Source organism: Kitasatospora sp. NPDC002522 (assembly GCF_053595195.1).
The window spans coordinates 96,276-111,829 of record NZ_JBSFXE010000027.1; the positions used below are offsets into that span (position 1 = coordinate 96,276).

Here is a 15,554-nt window from a genome sequence, read left to right on the forward strand (position 1 = left end):
GAATGGCGATCAAGGAATTTCCGGCGAACTCCGATGGGTGGTCCGGAATCTGTTTTCGCGTCAGGGGTCGGCCGATCTTGTGTCCCGTTTGTCACCTTACGTTCTGATCCATGCCTTATGGTGGCTTTGGTGAGTGTTCGGTGCGAGTGGATCGGCGGACGTTTTGGATGGTTTTGCCGATGTTTGGTGGATAATCTCCCTCTGATCGCAAGGCCTTTCCGGAATTCCGGCTCGCTCCCGATGCGTTCTCGAACGCACGTGCCTGACGCTACGTCAGGATGCTTACTCGGATGCCGAGATGCGTGGCTTCGACACCTCCTCTGCCTATGCTGCCCTCGAGTTGAGTCGGGGTAGCGGGCCCCGGAAGGGCGGCGGCGGTGGAGCGGCAGCAGGACGGCGGGCGGCATCGGCGGCCGGTGGTGGGGCGGCGGCGGTTACTGGGGTGGCTGGCGGCGGGGACGGTGGCCGCGGTCGGCGGGGGAGTGGCGCTGCGCGGGTCGCTGGCCGGAGGTGTGGTCCAGACGCCCGTCGCGCTGCCGAGCATGAGCGACCATCAGCACGGTGCCATGAGCAACAGCAGCCCGGCCGCGCCGCCGCCGTCCAGCCCGGCGCCGCTGCCGCCGGCGCCGCCGGTGGACGAGGGCGGCCGCAAGTGGTCGGACGCCAAGGGCTGGGGCGGGCAGCTGCCGGGCCCGAAGAGCGCGGTGCGGATCACCGACCGGGTGCTGCTCGACACCGACGTGCAGGTCGGCTCGCTGCTGGTGGACACCGGCGGTTCGCTGGTCTTCGCCAAGGACCGCTCGGTGACCCTGGCCAGCGCCGGCAACGTGGAGGTCCGCGGCTCGCTCGCGCTCGCCCCGAGCGGCGCGGCCGTGCACACCCTGCGCTTCCCGTCCGTGGACGAACACCGCTTCCAGGGCGGCGGGATGACCGTGGTCGACACCGACACCGGCCTGTGGGTCACCGGGCAGGGGTACCTGCGGCTGGACGGTGCGCCGCGCACCGCCTGGGTCCGGGCCGCCGCCGACCTCAAGCCGGGCGACGCCACCCTCCGGCTGGCCGCCGCGCCGGAGGGCTGGCAGGTCGGCGACGAACTCGCCGTCACCCCGACCGCCCCGCCCGACACCGCCGACTTCTCCACCGCCTACGACCTGTGCACCGTCAAGGCGATCGACGGCGCCGCCGTCACCCTGGACGCGCCGCTGCAGCACGCCCACCCGCGGGTCGCGCTCGGTGGCGGGCTCACGCTCGGCGCGGAGGTGCTCAACCTGACCCGCAACGTCCGGATCGAGGGCACCGAGCAGGGCCGGGCGCACGTCCACGTCACGTCGAGCCGCCCGGCGGACGTCCGGCACGCGGCGATCCGCTGGATGGGCCCGCGCTCGGCCGGCAAGGACAGTTGGAACGGACAGCCCGTCACCGAGCCGGTGCTGGGCCGGTACGGGCTGCACTTCCACATGCTGCTGAACGCCTCGCGCGGCACCGTGGTGGAGGGCGTGGTGGTCCGCGACACCGGCAGCCACGCGTTCGTGCCGCACGCCAGCCACGGCATCACCTTCCGCGGCTGCATCTCCCACCAGACCTGGGAGGACGCCTACTGGTGGGACGGCCCGATCGACACCCGCACGCCGCAGGGCCCGTCCGACGACATCGGCTACGAGGGCTGCGTCGCCTCCCGCACCGTCTTCGAACCCAACCCGCGCGGCTACCGGCTGACCGGCTTCAGCCTCGGCGCGGGCACCGGCTCGTTCGCCCGGGACTGCGTGGCGGTGGGCGTGCAGGGCGCGACCGGGGCGTCCGGGTACGAGTGGCCGGAGACCAGCGAGGGCGTGTGGACCTTCGAACGGTGCCTGGCGCACAACAACCTGGAGAACGGCATCTTCGTCTGGCTGAACGCCGAACACCACCACACCGTCAGCCAGTTCGCGGCGTACCACAACGGCGGCTGGGGCATCGAGCACGGCGCGTACCTGAACGACTTCGACTACGGCGCCTCGGTGCTGTACGGCAACGCGGCCGGCGGCATCGCGGTGCACGCGCTCGGCCGGGACAAGGGCACGGTCTTCGACGGCCTGCTGATCGACGCGGCCGGGCAGTCCGACTACGCGGTCGCCACCCTCAAGCACCAGCTGGCGGGCGAGACGGTGACCCTCAGCCGCAGCCGGCTGATCGGGTACCGCAAGGCGGGCGTGGCGTTCCGGGCCACCGACGACGGCAAGCCGGACGACATCGCGGTGCTGGACTGCGAGTTCAGCGGCACCGAACTGTGGCTGGACCCGGAGGCGCCCGCGCCGAAGCGGATCCTGTTCCGCAAGGCGGGCCAGTCGCAGACCCTGTCGGTGACCAAGCCGGGCCCGGGCCTCGCGCCCAACCCGTGGAACGCCGCCACCAGCCCGACCACCGCGCCCGACGCACCGCGCCAGGTCGCGCCGCCGACGCTGAAGTTCACCGACTCCGCCCCGAGAACCGGCCGCGTCGCCGGCTGACCCCGCCGCCGCCTGGCGCGGGAGGTAGAGGGGAAAGCGCGACGGGCGGGAGCGCGCTGTTTCGCTACTCCTGCCCGTCGCGGCTGAAGGGCGGCGTCACGGCGCCGCGTGTGCTCCCGGGGTGGCGCGCGGCTCGGCGGCGGCGGCCTCGGCCGCGTCGAGCTGCTCCTGGGTCGGCTCGGGGAGCGCGGCCAGGTAGGTGGCGGCGATCAGCTGACCGACCGTCGGGTAGGCGCCGATCGGGGCGGCGCTCGGGCAGCCGGTCTCCTCGGCGGCGGTGGCCAGCAGCTCCGGGTCGGCCTCGGGGCCGATCACCAGCGGGGCCAGCGCCGGGCGCTCGGAGCCGGTCGCCCGCAGGTGGGCGACGGCCGCGGCGACCGAGCCGGGGACGTCCAGGGCGGCGGGCACCACGGGCACGGCGAGCCGGGCGGCCAGCAGCACACCGGTGATCCCGGCCGCGGCGGCGGCCTCCTCGCCGCCGGTGGTGGTGAGCACCACGCCGTCGGCCGCGGTGGCGATCGCGAACAGCCGCGCCCGGTCGGCCCGGGCCAGCCCGGCCTCGGACAGCCGGACGTGCACGGCCTCGGCGAGCAGCGGGTGCGGGCCCAGCGGGTCCAGCACCACGGCGCCGGTCTCGGCGGCGAGCTTGTGCAGCTCCGTCAGGAACTCGTGCGGGCCCGGGACCAGCGGCAGCACGATCGGCGCGGGCATCCCGGCCTCGGCGGCCTCGGCCAGCAGCCCGGCCACCGTCGGGGCGTCCTCGCCGTCCAGGTACCCCGCCGCCGCCGTGATGCCCGGCTGCTCGCCGCGCACGATGGACAGCAACTCCTCCACGACCGGGCGGGAGTCCGGCCCGGCGACGGCCGGTACGGCCAGGACCAGGGCAGGCGAACCGGCCACGATCTCGGGGCGCTCGGGACGGCGGTGGCGCCCCCGCGCACGGGAGCCTGGCGTACGGACGGGCAGTGGCGCGCCCGGGATGGCTGCGGTGCTCATGCGCCAGATCGTAGGACATCGACCAGGGAGGACTGCAGCCGGATACCGGCAGTGGGCGGCTTTCCGCCAGAAAGTGACGGTCATCACAGTGGGCGCTGTGACTGCCTGTAAGGCGTGTGGCGCTCACTCGATGATCAACTCCGCGCAGACGGCTGTGTGCGGACCGTCATGTGGGCGACGAGGTTTCGTGCCGCTATGTCCGCTTACGCGCCGTCAATTGCCCTGCTGTGAAGGGATGGTGATGGCATCGGCACGTTCGTATGCACGGGCACAATCCCATGCTGATGCACGTGCAGCCGAGCTATCATCACGTCAAGTGAGGCATTCGCCGGATTCAGGGGAGAAATCGATGCGTGAGGCGTTCAACGGCATGGCGGCCGCGGATCTTGATGGCGTGGTCTGGCAGAAGAGCCGGTACAGCAACTCGAAGGGGAACTGCGTGGAGTTCGCCGCGCTGCCGGGTGGCGGTGTCGCGATGCGCAACTCGCGCTTCCCGGAGGGGCCGGCGCTGGTCTACACCCGCGGCGAGATCGAGGCGATGCTGCTCGGCGTGAAGGACGGCGAATTCGACCACCTGGGAGAAGTGCCGCTCTGACGATCCGTCAAGTCCGTTTGTGCCAGGCCGTCGTGGGGATTCCACGGCGGCCTTTCGCTGTGTGGGGTGGGCCTCCGGCGGAGGGCTGGGTTCAGGCGGAGCGGCGGTGGCGGCCGAGGCTGGGAAGGATCTGCTCCATCGCGGGCTGCTGCGGGCGGGCGTCGAAGAGCGCCCAGACCACCTTGCCGGCGCCGGCCAGCGGGTGCCAGCCCCAGGAGCGGGAGAAGGAGTCCACCAGGTGCAGGCCGCGGCCGGACTCGGCGACGAAGTCGGCCTCCCGGGCGATCGGCCCGGAGCTGGAGGGGTCGCTGACCGCGCAGACCACCTGCGGGGCGCGGTGCACCAGGCTGATCCGGATCGGCAGGGCCTCGACGGCCAGCTGCGGTGAGACCTGCGCCGGGACGCGTGACGGCTCGCTCTGGCCGAGCGCGTGCCGCAGTGCGTTGGTGACGAGTTCGGAGGCGACCAGGGCGACGTCGTCGAAGAGTTCGCCCAGGCCCCAGCCGTCCAGCGTGGTCCTGGCGAACTCCCGTGCGGTGCGCACGGCTTCGAAGCGGGGAGCGAGGGTACAGCTGACCACGTGAGGGTCGGTCGCCACTGCCGTACCGGTGCTCATGAAGAGCTCCTCCCATAAGGGGGCGGACACGGCGGGACCCACCGGGGTCATGCCGGTCACCTCCGACTCACTCGGCCGCGCGGCCGACCGGTCGAAGCCCTGGCGCGCGCACACAAGTACCCAGCGACGCGCGGGCGTTGCCGGGAGAGTGTGCGGTATCGCGCGTGGGGTCGACGCGGAGCCCGCGGGATTGCCAAGGGCGTGCAAGTGCACGTGCACCATGGTCCTCTGCGCTCACGGCAGATGCAAGAGTCGATTCACGTGCAGTCGTGCGATTGGCATATGCATGCACCAGATGCACGTGCAAGATGGTGTCGTTGGTGCGGAAGCGGGGGACGACCGCACCACTACCTGCACCGTGCGCGCTCAACTGATGGCAGACTGTGCAACTGTCTGTCCGAGTGGAGGTTTGGTCCGCATGACCACAGTTCAGCCCGGCGGGGGCTCGATGGTGCGCCGCATCCTCCTCGGCTCCCAGCTCCGCCGGCTCCGCGAGGGCTGTGCGATCAGCCGCGAGGACGCGGGATACGCGATCCGCGCCTCCGAGTCCAAGATCAGCCGGATGGAACTGGGACGGGTCTCCTTCAAGGAGCGCGACGTCGCCGACCTGCTGAGCCTCTACGGCCTGCAGGACGGGCAGGAGCGCGAGGCCCTGCTCGCCCTGGTCCGCGAGGCCAACAAGTCCGGCTGGTGGCACAGTTACAACGACGTGCTGCCGGGCTGGTTCCAGACCTACATCGGACTGGAGGAGGCCGCCGCCCTGATCCGCACCTACGAGGTGCAGTTCATCCCCGGCCTGCTGCAGTGCGAGGAGTACGCGCGGGCGATCTTCGCGCAGAACCGCCCGGTGCTGGCCGAGGAGGAGATCGAGCGCCGGGTCGCGCTGCGCTCCCGCCGCCAGAAGCTGCTCACCGCCGGCCACGGCCCCAGGCTGTGGGCGGTGATCGACGAGGCGGCGCTGCGCCGCCCGGTCGGCGGCCCCGAGGTGATGCGCGCCCAGCTGCAGCACCTCGTCGAGCTGGCCCAACTGCCCAGCGTGGTCGTGCAGGTGATGCCGTTCCGGTTCGGCGCGCACGCCGGCGAGAGCGGGGCCTTCTCGGTGCTGCGCTTCCCCGAGCAGGACCTGCCGGACGTGGTCTACCTGGAGCAGCTCACCAGTGCGCTGTACCTGGACAAGCGCGACGACGTCGACGAGTACGTGCAGGTGATGGAGCGGCTCTGCGTGGACAGCCTGACCCCGCAGCAGACCCTGGAACTGCTCCACACCATCCTCAAGAACCAGTAGCCGAGCGGCAGTTCGGCAACGGCGGAGCCGGGTGCATTGACCGTCGCGCAGCGAGCTGTCATGGTGACTGCTCCGAACGGCCGCGCCGCCGTCCGGCCTGGTCGTCGAGACCCACGGCCTGAGGCGGAAACGCTCCGGCTCCACCAAGACGGGGGTTTGGTGGAGCCGGGTCCGGCGGAGCTCGGGCGGCGAGGGGTCGACCGCCCGAGTCCGGTTCCGGAATGCCTGTCCGTCGCGGGAGTTCAGCGCTCCGACAGCACCTCCACCGCGGGGTAGCTGTAGTCCGGCACCGCGGCGGGCTCGGCCGCGCGGCGGCCGGAGCGCAGCGCGCCGGTCAGCGCGATCAGCAGGCCGACCGTGGCCGCGCCGGTGACCAGCAGCAACGCGGGCCGGTAGCCGGCGAGTTGGGCGTGCGCGTCGGTGCCGCCAGCGGTGCCAGCGGTGAGTACCGCGGTGGTGGCGGCCAGCACGATCGCGCCGCCGACCTGCAGCCCGGTGTTCACCAGCCCGGAGGCGAGCCCCTGTTCCTCGTCCGCCACCCCCGCGGTGGCGGTGACGTTGATGGCCGGGAAGGCCAGCGCGAAGCCCGCGCCGATCAGCAGCATGCTGGGCAGCACCAGGCCGAGGAACCCGCTGTGCTCGTCCAGCCGCAGGAACAGCGCGTAGCCGACGGTCATCGACGCCACCCCGACCGGCAGCACCCGGGCCGGGCCGAACCGGTCCAGCAGCCGGCCGACGGCGCCCGCCGACAGGGCCACCACCGCGCCGCCGGGCAGCAGTCCGAGCGCGGTCTCCAGCGCCGACCAGCCGAGCAGCCGCTGCAGGTAGAGGGTCGCGATGAACTGGAAGCCCGCGTACGAGCCCATCAGGGTCAGCGCGGTGAGGTTGGCCCGGCGCACCCCGGTGGAGCGGAAGATCCCGAGCCGGACCAGCGGGTGCGCGGTGCGGGTCTCGATCAGCAGGAAGGCCGCCGCCAGCGCGAGCACCAGGGCCAGCGAGCCGAGGGTGCGGACGGAGAGCCAGCCCGCGCCCTGTGCCTCGGTGACGGTGAAGACCAGCAGCAGCACCGCCGCGGTGCCGGTGATCGCGCCCGCCACGTCGTACCCGCCGGTGCGGCGCTCGGTGTGCTGACGGGGCAGCAGCTTCACGCCCGCGGCCAGTGCGAGCAGGGCGACCGGGACGGGCATCAGGAAGGTCCAGCGCCAGCCCGCCGAGGTGAGCAGTCCGCTGATCACCAGGCCGAGCGAGAAGCCGGCGGCGGAGCAGGTGGTGTAGATGGACAGCGCCCGGTTGCGGGCCGGGCCCTCGGCGAAGGTGGTGGTGATGATGGAGAGTCCGGCCGGGGCGGTGAAGGCCGCGGCGACTCCCTTCAGGAAGCGGGCGCCGATCAGCAGCGGGCCGCTGTCCACCACGCCGCCGAGCAGCGAGGCGGCGGCGAAGACGGCGAGCGCCACCAGGAAGACCCGGCGGCGGCCGAGCAGGTCGGCGGCGCGGCCGCCGAGCAGCAGCAGTCCGCCGTAGCCGAGGACGTAGCCGCTGACCACCCATTGCAGGGCGGAGTCGGACAGGTGCAGGTCGGAGCCGATCGAGGGCAGGGCGACGCCCACCATCGAGACGTCTAGGGCGTCCAGGAACATCGCGGCGCACAGCACCACGAGGGTGCCCCAGAGGCGAGGGGTCAATCGCGTGTCGGTCATGGCACGGGACACTACATGCATGTGCATCGAATGCAAGCGCATTTAATCCTCATGCAACAAATGCACATGCATGTGCTACCGTGGCGGTGTGACCGACCTCGACCCCACCGCGGAGACGGCTCTCAGCGAGCAGTGGCGCAGCCTGCTGGCGCGCCACGCGGCGACCTCCTGCGCCATCGACCGGGAGCTCGGCGAGGCGTACGGACTGGGCGTCAGCGAGTTCGAACTGCTGGAGCGTCTCTGGGAGTTCGAGCAGCAGGAGAACGACGGCGGGCGGCGCGCACAGGTGCTGGCGGGCACCGTCCACCTCAGCCAGAGCGCCTTCTCCCGGCTGATCGCCCGGATGGAGAAGGCCGGACTGGTCGAGCGCTCGCTCTGCCCGGACGACCGGCGCGGCATCAACGTGACGCTCACCGGCGAGGGCCGCGAACGCTTCCTGAAGGCCCGTCCGGTGCACCGGCGGATCCTGAAGGAGATGCTGGGCTGACGCCGCCGCTCCTGGCGGACCGTCAGCCCGCCCGCCGGCCAGGCGGGCTCAGCCGAGCGAGGCCAGCCCCGGGGCGACCGCCAGCAGTGCGGCGCCCAGCGGAGCGGCCAGTGCGGCCAGGGTCAACGCCAGCCGGCCCAGTACGGGCAGCCGCGGCGCGCCCAGCAGCAGCCGGTCCACCCGGCCCGGCGACTGTGCCAACTGCCGTGGCGGGCAGGACGCGAAGACCGCGCTGTTCAGCTCCGCCAGGGCCAGCGCCGTGGTCACCCGCCCGTGCCGGCGCGCCGCCCGGTCGTCGGCGGCCAACTCCACCAGCACCGCCACCTGGTCGCGGAAGGCACTGAACACCTCCACCCCGGGGAAGCCGGTCGCCAGCGCCTGCGCGCACTGCGCCAGCCAGTGGTGCCGGGCCCGCACGTGGCCGCGCTCATGGCTCAGCACCGCCGCCAACTCTCGGTCGCTGAGCTGCTGCAGGGCGCCCGTGGTGACCACCAGCCGGGCGCGCGGACCAGGCAGCGACCAGGCCTGCGGGCGGACGTTCTCCAGCACCACCAGCGGCTCCCTGACCCGCCGACGCGGCGCCAGCCCTCGGGGCAACTCCGGTGCCCGGCTCACCAGTTCGGCGTGCTGGTGGCCGCGTAGCGCGCGCGCCGCCCGGATCTCCCGGGCCAGCGACACCGCCGTCCACACCCCGCCCGCCGCCAGCACCGCCGCCGCCAGCCGCCCCCAGCCCTCGCGGCCGGTCAGCCCGTACGCCGCCTCCACCCCGTCCGGCGCGGTCGCGAACACCAGCGTCCGCCACTCCGGAAGCGCCGCCGCACTCGCCAGGAGCAGGCTCAGCACGCAGCACAGCAGCACCGCGACCACCAGCATCTGCCACACCAGCAGCGCCAGCACCGGTTCGCGCTCGACCCAGCGGGCCCGGGCCAGGCGGCTCGGAGCCACGGTGGCGAGCAGCAGTCCGAGCAGCAGCAGGCTCAGCAGTGCCGACATGGCGGGGCTCCCCGAGGAGGGATCGAGGCGCGGCGATGCGCTTCCCCCCAACCTATGCCGCCTTAGGCCCGTGCGGAACGGCGGGGCGGAGCCAGTGACCAAGGCCACGCCGCCCGCCGGTCCGCACCTGCGCTGACGGGCCGTCAGCCGGACGCGCGCCCGGCGGCGGCGCGGGTGACCGGGCGTCGGCTCACGTCGTCAGCAGCATCGCGAACATGCCGATCCCCATCGCCGCCCGGCAGGCCCGCGGAACCGGCGCCACCACCGCCTGGCCCGTCGCCAGCACCCGGGTGCCCTCCCACAGCGCGTAGCCGCCGAAGTAGAGGAGCAGCAGCCCGGTCACCGGCGGCAGCCCGCCCGCCTGGGCGTGGTGCCCGGCGTGCCCGCCCGACGGGCCGGCCATCGCGAGCGCCATGTACGCCATCGCCAGCGCCCCGATCCCGTGGTGCAGCCGGTGCACCCGCAGGCCCGCCCCCCGTCCGCCCACCGCACCCGCCAGCAGCAGCACGGCCAGCAACGCGTACGGCCAGCCCCAGGCGACCCCCGGCAGCAGCGCCATGCCGGCCATGCCGAGGCCCATCGCCGCCTCCACCGCGTCGGACTCGCGGGTGGCCGGGTGGCCGCCGCCGCAGGACGGGTCGGCCCGCAGGTGGCGGAAGCGGTGGAGGCAGTAGCCGCCGCTGCCGGCCGCCAAGCCCGCCAGCAGCCAGTTCACCAGAGCCGGACCGTGCATCGGCTCGCCCCCTCCAGGCCGGATCGCTCCTCCTCCACGATCACCGACCGTGGCCGGGCGTAGCAGGGCGCGAGAGGGGGCGCACCGAGGCGCGATCCCGGCCGGCCACGCAGCCGGCGCCCCCGGTGGCGGGGTGTGAGGGGCCGGGGCATGGTCTGCCGTACCGGGCACCGCCGGACCAGTCCGCTTTTCATCCAATGCGTTGGAACCGCAGATCGAGAGCGCTCCGAACTGGAGTGTTTGCCGTCAAACTGGCCTTGAGCCGGAGAACCTTTCGCACGTAACGTGGTCTTGTCGAAATAACTCCTGTCGAAGTGAGCCTGTGATGCAGAATCTTTCGCCGACGCTCGCGGTCGCGGGCGACGCCCCCACTGCGGAGCCGGCCGGCCACCCGGCCTGGCTGCGCCTCAAGGACGCCGTCGAGGCCCTCCGGCCCCTGCAGTCCAAGGACGGCTCCATCGACCTCGCCGCCGTGCCGCGGCACACCGTCGACCCGCTGGTCGAGACCGTGCTGACCGCCGTCGCCGAACTCGCTCCGCTCTTCCCGCACGACGCCGCGTACCTCACCGCCGTCCAGAGCGACCTGCGCAAGTGGGCCGACACCGGCTACCGCGAGCCGGACTTCCTCGACTCCCTGCTCGCCTTCCACCCCGACGAGCACCGCACCGACGGCATCGGCCACCTGGTCGTCTTCCCGATGTACACCCAGAACGGCAACCCGAACCGCAACCTCGAGGCCGTCCTGCTGAAGGTCGTCTGGCCCGAGTGGATCGCCGAACTGGAGCGCACCCGCTTCGACAACCCCGGCTACCTCGGCATCGCCTTCGACGACTTCACCGCCGGGTACGACACCAACTCCGCCGTCCTCTTCCCGGAGACCGTGGCCGTCCGCGAGGCGCCGGAACGTTTCACCTGGGGCGGCATCTTCTGCGACCGCGAGGCCGCCCGCTTCCGCGCCGTCTCCACCAGCGCCGTCCGCCAGCTCGGCCTCGACATCCCCGCCGACGCCGAGGGCCTGCTCACCGACCAGGACCGCGCCCAGCAGACCTTCGTGCTCTGGGACCTGGTCCACGACCGCACCCACAGCCACGGCGACCTGCCCTTCGACCCGTTCATGATCAAGCAGCGCAGCCCGTTCTGGATGTACGGCCTCGAAGAGCTCCGCTGCGACCTGACCACCTTCAAGGAGTCGGTCAAACTCGAGGCCGAGGGCTACGCCCAGGGCCGCGACGTCCAGTACGCGATCCTCTTCGACCGGATGTTCCGCTTCACCGTCACCGGCGACCGGGTCCGCAACTACGACGGCATGGGCGGCCAGCTGCTCTTCGCCTACCTGCACAAGCACGACGCCCTGCGCTGGCGCGACAACCGCCTGACCATCGACTGGTCGCGGGTCGCCGAGGTCACCAACGGACTCTGCGCCGAGATCGAGACCCTCTACCGCGAGGGCATCGACCGCCCCAAGACGGCCCACTGGATCGCCGCCTACGAGCTGGTCTCCAAGTACCTCACCCCGCACCCCGCCTCCACCTGGGCCAAGGGCACCGCCGCCCTCCCGCTCGACATCACCGACGAGAAGGCCCTCAAGAAGGCCCTGTGCGACGCCGTCCTCCCGGACGAGTTCCCGCTCAGCATGTTCTTCGAAGCGCTGGCCAAGAAGCTCGGCCGCGTCATCGCCGGCACCAAGGGCATCACCGGCGCCGCCACCCAGGAGGTCGCCGCGTGAGCACCACCCCCGTCACCCCCCTCGACGGCAAGGTCATCGCCGTCGCCGGAGCCAGCGGCCCCGCCGGCCAGGCCACCCTGCGCCGCCTCGCCGCCGCCGGCGCCACCGTCATCGGCGCCGACATCGACCAGCGCCGCCTCGACGCGGCCCTCGCCGCCGTCCGCACCGCCGTCCCCGACGCCCAGGTCAGCGGCCAGGTCATCGACCTGCTCGACCCGCAGGAAGTCCACGACTGGGCCGACCACCTGGAAGCCGAGTACGGCCACGTCGACGGCCTGCTCCACCTGGTCGGCGGCTGGCGCGGCAGCAAGACCTTCTTCGACACCCGCATCGACGACTGGGACTTCCTGCACGACACCGTCGTCCGCACCCTCCAGCACACCTCGCTGGCGTTCCAGCCCGCCCTGGTCCGCAGCCCCGCCGGCCGCTACGCCATGGTCTCCGCCGCCGCCGCGCACAAGCCCACCGCGGGCGGCGCCGCGTACGCCGCCGCCAAGGCCGCCACCGAGGCCTGGACCCTCGCGATGGCCGACTCCTTCGTCAAGGAGACCACCGCCCCCGACGGAGCCCCCACCGCCGCGGCTGCGATCCTGGTCATCAAGGCCCTGGTCAGCCCCGAGATGCGGGCCGAGAAGCCGGACGCCAAGTTCGCCGGCTTCACCGACACCGCCGACCTGGCCGACACCCTCGCGGGCCTCTGGGACCGCCCCGCAGCAGAACTGAACGGACAGCACCTGTGGCTGACAGCCCGATGACCCCCTCGCCCGGCACCACGGACGCGGTGCGGCACCACGACCCCGCCGTCCGCGGCTTCGCCAGCGACAACTACGCCGGCGTCCACCCCGAGGTCCTCGCCGCGATCGCCCTCGCCAACGACGGCCACCAGGTCGCCTACGGCGAGGACCAGTACACCGAGCACCTGCAGACCGTCTTCCGCCGCCACTTCGGCGAGCGCGCCGAGGCCTACCCCGTCTTCAACGGCACCGGCGCAAACGTGGTCGCCCTGCAGGCCCTGCTCCCGCGCTGGGGCGCGGTGATCGCCGCCGAGTCCGCCCACATCAACGTGGACGAGGGCGGCGCCCCCGAGAAGCTCGCCGGCATCAAGATCCACACCGTCCCCACCCCCGACGGCAAACTCACCCCCGCCCTGATCGACCAGCAGGCCTGGGGCTGGGGCGACGAGCACCGCGCCCAGCCGCTCGCCGTCTCGATCACCCAGAGCACCGAACTCGGCACCCTCTACACCGCCGACGAGATCCGGGCGATCTGCGACCACGCCCACGAACGCGGCATGCTCGTCCACGTCGACGGCTCCCGACTCGCCAACGCCGCCGCCTCCCTCGGCGTCCCGTTCCGCGAGTTCACCACCGACGCCGGAGTCGACGTCCTCTCCTTCGGCGGCACCAAGAACGGCCTGCTGCTCGGCGAGGTCGTGGTCGTCCTCAACCCCGACCGCGTCAAGAACCTCAAGTACCTGCGCAAGATGTCGATGCAGCTCGCCTCGAAGATGCGCTTCGTCTCGGTCCAGTTCGAAGCCCTGCTGGCCGGCGACCTCTGGCTGCGCAACGCCGGCCACGCCAACGCGATGGCCCGCCGCCTGGAAGCCGCCGTCCGCGAGATCCCCGGCATCACGGTGGTCCGCCCCGTCCAGGCCAACGCCGTCTTCGCGCTGCTCCCGCGCGAGGTCAGCGAGCGCCTGCAGAAGCGCTACCGCTTCTACTTCTGGGACGAGCACACCGGCGAGGTCCGCTGGATGGCCGCCTTCGACACCACCGAAGCCGACATCGACGCCTTCGCCGCCGCCATCGCCGAGGAGATGGGCCGGGGCCAGGCCGACTGAGCCCGCTGCCGTCCGCCTGCCCACCACCGGGCGTGCCACCGACCGACCCCGGTCCGGAAGATTCCGGACCGGGGTCGGTCGCCTTCGGCCACGGTGGTCGGGTCAGCCGGTCGGCACGCGCAGCTGCGCCCAGCTCGTCGGGCCGGGGATGCCGTCCGCATCCGCGCCGGAGAATCCCAGCTTCTGCTGGAAGGCCGCGTACGAAGCCTGGTCCGCCGGGCCGAAGTCGGGCCCCGGTCCGACCTTGTAGCGGGAACACCCCTCCTCGACGAGCCGCACGCCCATCCGCGTGACGATGTCGGAGTGCTGCCCGATGTGGAAGAACGCCGCGCCGGGGAACGGTTCGAGCCCGCCGGCCTGCCCGATGACAGGCGTCCCGCCGTTGGGGCGGGGCGCGCCGGCGCGCACCCAGGTCTCCAACGGTTCGCCGGGACAGTCGGTGGCGAAGCCGTCCTGGTGCCCCTTGATGTCGGGCCCGGCCCCGTTCTGCTGCAGCAGCTCGACACCGTCCCGCAGGGCGTTCAGCATCTCCTTGGTCGGGTCGGTGAGCCCCTGGTCGCCGACCAGCCCGACGATCGCGTAGTGCGCCCGGTTCAGCGGCTGATTGCCGTTCGCGCCGGTCCGGTGGCCGATCCCGCGACCCTCCATGAGGAAGCCGTGCGGGCAGGCCGCGTAGTTGTAGGCGACGTCGGAGAAGTTCTCCTTCTTGTTGGCGAGGTGCGAGGCCCGGATCGCCTGCCACTCGCGGAGGCAGGCGTCGTGATCGGTGAGCAGGTCCGTCGAGACCGGGGTGCCCTCGTAGTGGATCTTGACGCCATCGGTGGTGGCCTGGAGCGGCGACTCGGTCGGGGGCCAACCCAGCTGTTCACGGGTGATGAGCTTCATGGTTCCTCCAGGCGCGGTGGCGCCGTATTCGGAGGCTGGTGGAGGGTTGTCGAGTTGTCCGATTGTCGTTGGGGGTCTGTCAGTACCAGTGGGGCGGGCGGTTCTTGTCCGCCTGCTGGACCCTGGACGTCAGGTTCCCGCCGTCCCGCGAGACGCCGTACCGGTCCATGACGTAGTTCATCGACGCGGCGATGTTCGCCACCCCGTCGTAGATGTGGGCCGAGGTGCCGGACTGGTGGTAGGTCGCGAAGACCGGCGGAATGCACTGCGACACCCCGCGCGAGCAGTACAGCGGGTGGCCGTCCGACTGGATCGGCCCGTGCGCGTTCATGTCGGTGGTGTTGACGGCGTTGAAGAACCAGCTGGACTCCCGGCTCGTGAGGGTCTTGTAGCCCTCGAACCACCCGTCCACGGGAAGCCCCATCAGATTGCAGGCCTCGCGGATCGCTTCGCTGGTGCTTCCGTCCACGACCTGGTCGAAGACCACGTCCGCCATCCGGAAGTCGCCGCTGCTGCTCTGCGTGCCGCCACCCTCCACGACCGAGAACAGCCCGCTCTCCTGACCGAGCCGGCTCAGCGACGTCATCCCGGGGATACCGTCCGCATCACGCCCGCTGAACCCGAACTGCTCCTGCAGGTGGCTGTACGCCTCGACGGTCAGCGTGCCGAACGAGCCGTCGACGAAACTCGAATCCAGCAACCCACGGCCGGCCAGCGCTTCCTCCACAGGTCTCACGTCGTCCGGGAACGAGGTGGCCCCCTGGGGCGCCGGCGGGTCGGATCGCGAGGCTTGGATCACGTGCGAGAGATCAATCGTGGTCATGTCGCTACCTCCTCATGGACCTCTTGTTTCGACCGTACGGCCAGGTGGCGGATCGGTCGTCCCGGGGCAGACCGGTGGCCGGGGCAGTGGTGTGCGCGGGTGCACACAGGGCGCACAAAGGGCGGATAACAGGGCGCGCATCGAGGGTGTTCACCCGGCCGACGTAGCGGGCGGGGGCGGATTTGCTTCGCGGCCGCCGGTACCCGTACAGTTCCGGAGTCGCGCCGAGAGGGGCGAACGAAGGCGAGTTCGAGGAAACACCGGTGAAAAACACGGTGAAAACCTCTGATAAGCTTCAAACACGAAAGAACGAAGCGCCCGGAGGGTCGGTCGGAAGGCCGCCTGAAGGAAGTGTCCGTTCCTTGAGAACTCAACAGCGTGCCAAAAGTCAA

Annotated in this window: 14 protein-coding genes; 7 read left to right on the top strand and 7 right to left on the bottom strand. The window is 71.9% G+C overall.

Annotated elements, in window-relative coordinates:
• The first annotated feature begins 377 nt into the window (after window positions 1–377).
• Window positions 378–2,486, top strand: a complete 2,109-nt coding sequence (locus tag ACWD4U_RS22775) for a hypothetical protein (protein ID WP_363454891.1) — start codon at window positions 378–380, stop codon at window positions 2,484–2,486.
• A 96-nt stretch (window positions 2,487–2,582) separates the two neighbouring features.
• Here the strand turns inward: ACWD4U_RS22775 and ACWD4U_RS22780 are convergent, their stop codons facing one another.
• On the bottom strand, window positions 2,583–3,482 hold the full coding sequence (locus ACWD4U_RS22780; protein WP_363454888.1) for a hypothetical protein: 900 nt from the start codon (window positions 3,480–3,482) through the stop codon (window positions 2,583–2,585).
• Between the two features lie 349 nt (window positions 3,483–3,831).
• Here ACWD4U_RS22780 and ACWD4U_RS22785 point away from each other — a divergent pair, with 349 nt between their 5' ends.
• The gene (locus tag ACWD4U_RS22785) at window positions 3,832–4,077 is read left to right on the top strand and encodes a DUF397 domain-containing protein (protein WP_363454885.1); all 246 of its coding nucleotides are present in this window, start codon (window positions 3,832–3,834) and stop codon (window positions 4,075–4,077) included.
• A gap of 91 nt (window positions 4,078–4,168) precedes the next feature.
• Here ACWD4U_RS22785 and ACWD4U_RS22790 read toward each other — a convergent pair whose 3' ends face one another.
• Window positions 4,169–4,693, bottom strand: coding sequence for an ATP-binding protein (locus ACWD4U_RS22790; protein WP_363454882.1), 525 nt, complete (start codon window positions 4,691–4,693; stop codon window positions 4,169–4,171).
• A 418-nt stretch (window positions 4,694–5,111) separates the two neighbouring features.
• Between ACWD4U_RS22790 and ACWD4U_RS22795 the strand changes: the two genes are divergently transcribed.
• Window positions 5,112–5,978 (top strand): helix-turn-helix domain-containing protein, encoded by an 867-nt coding sequence (locus ACWD4U_RS22795; RefSeq protein WP_363454879.1) that lies wholly within the window; start codon window positions 5,112–5,114, stop codon window positions 5,976–5,978.
• Between the two features lie 242 nt (window positions 5,979–6,220).
• Here the strand turns inward: ACWD4U_RS22795 and ACWD4U_RS22800 are convergent, their stop codons facing one another.
• Window positions 6,221–7,675, bottom strand: a complete 1,455-nt coding sequence (locus ACWD4U_RS22800) for an MFS transporter (RefSeq protein WP_363454876.1) — start codon at window positions 7,673–7,675, stop codon at window positions 6,221–6,223.
• 88 nt (window positions 7,676–7,763) lie between these two features.
• Between ACWD4U_RS22800 and ACWD4U_RS22805 the strand changes: the two genes are divergently transcribed.
• Window positions 7,764–8,162, top strand: a complete 399-nt coding sequence (locus ACWD4U_RS22805; RefSeq protein WP_363454873.1) for a MarR family winged helix-turn-helix transcriptional regulator — start codon at window positions 7,764–7,766, stop codon at window positions 8,160–8,162.
• 48 nt (window positions 8,163–8,210) lie between these two features.
• Here ACWD4U_RS22805 and ACWD4U_RS22810 read toward each other — a convergent pair whose 3' ends face one another.
• Together ACWD4U_RS22810 and ACWD4U_RS22815 are read right to left on the bottom strand one after the other, a co-directional pair.
• Entirely contained in the window at window positions 8,211–9,155 is a 945-nt protein-coding gene (locus ACWD4U_RS22810) for a M56 family metallopeptidase (protein ID WP_363454870.1), read from the bottom strand.
• 190 nt (window positions 9,156–9,345) lie between these two features.
• Window positions 9,346–9,888, bottom strand: coding sequence for a DUF5134 domain-containing protein (locus ACWD4U_RS22815; protein ID WP_363454867.1), 543 nt, complete (start codon window positions 9,886–9,888; stop codon window positions 9,346–9,348).
• A 325-nt stretch (window positions 9,889–10,213) separates the two neighbouring features.
• On the opposite strand from ACWD4U_RS22815, the gene ACWD4U_RS22820 reads away from it, so the two are divergent.
• From ACWD4U_RS22820 to ACWD4U_RS22830, 3 genes are read left to right on the top strand one after another with little or no spacing between them, the layout of a single operon-like run.
• Complete coding sequence (locus ACWD4U_RS22820) at window positions 10,214–11,614, top strand: DUF6421 family protein (protein ID WP_363454865.1); 1,401 nt, start codon at window positions 10,214–10,216, stop codon at window positions 11,612–11,614.
• Window positions 11,611–12,369 carry an SDR family NAD(P)-dependent oxidoreductase gene (locus tag ACWD4U_RS22825; RefSeq protein WP_363454863.1) on the top strand — a complete coding sequence of 253 codons (759 nt, stop codon included), beginning with the start codon at window positions 11,611–11,613 and terminating at the stop codon, window positions 12,367–12,369. The genes ACWD4U_RS22820 and ACWD4U_RS22825 overlap by 4 nt, the downstream gene beginning before the upstream one ends.
• Entirely contained in the window at window positions 12,366–13,454 is a 1,089-nt protein-coding gene (locus tag ACWD4U_RS22830; protein ID WP_363455113.1) for a threonine aldolase family protein, read from the top strand. Before ACWD4U_RS22825 ends, ACWD4U_RS22830 begins: the two co-directional genes overlap by 4 nt.
• Before the next feature lie 102 nt (window positions 13,455–13,556).
• On the opposite strand, the gene ACWD4U_RS22835 is transcribed toward ACWD4U_RS22830, so the two are convergent.
• Together ACWD4U_RS22835 and ACWD4U_RS22840 are read right to left on the bottom strand one after the other, a co-directional pair.
• Entirely contained in the window at window positions 13,557–14,339 is a 783-nt protein-coding gene (locus ACWD4U_RS22835) for a peptidoglycan-binding protein (protein ID WP_363454861.1), read from the bottom strand.
• A gap of 79 nt (window positions 14,340–14,418) precedes the next feature.
• Window positions 14,419–15,162, bottom strand: coding sequence for a hypothetical protein (locus ACWD4U_RS22840; protein WP_363454859.1), 744 nt, complete (start codon window positions 15,160–15,162; stop codon window positions 14,419–14,421).
• Between the last annotated feature and the right edge of the window lie 392 nt (window positions 15,163–15,554).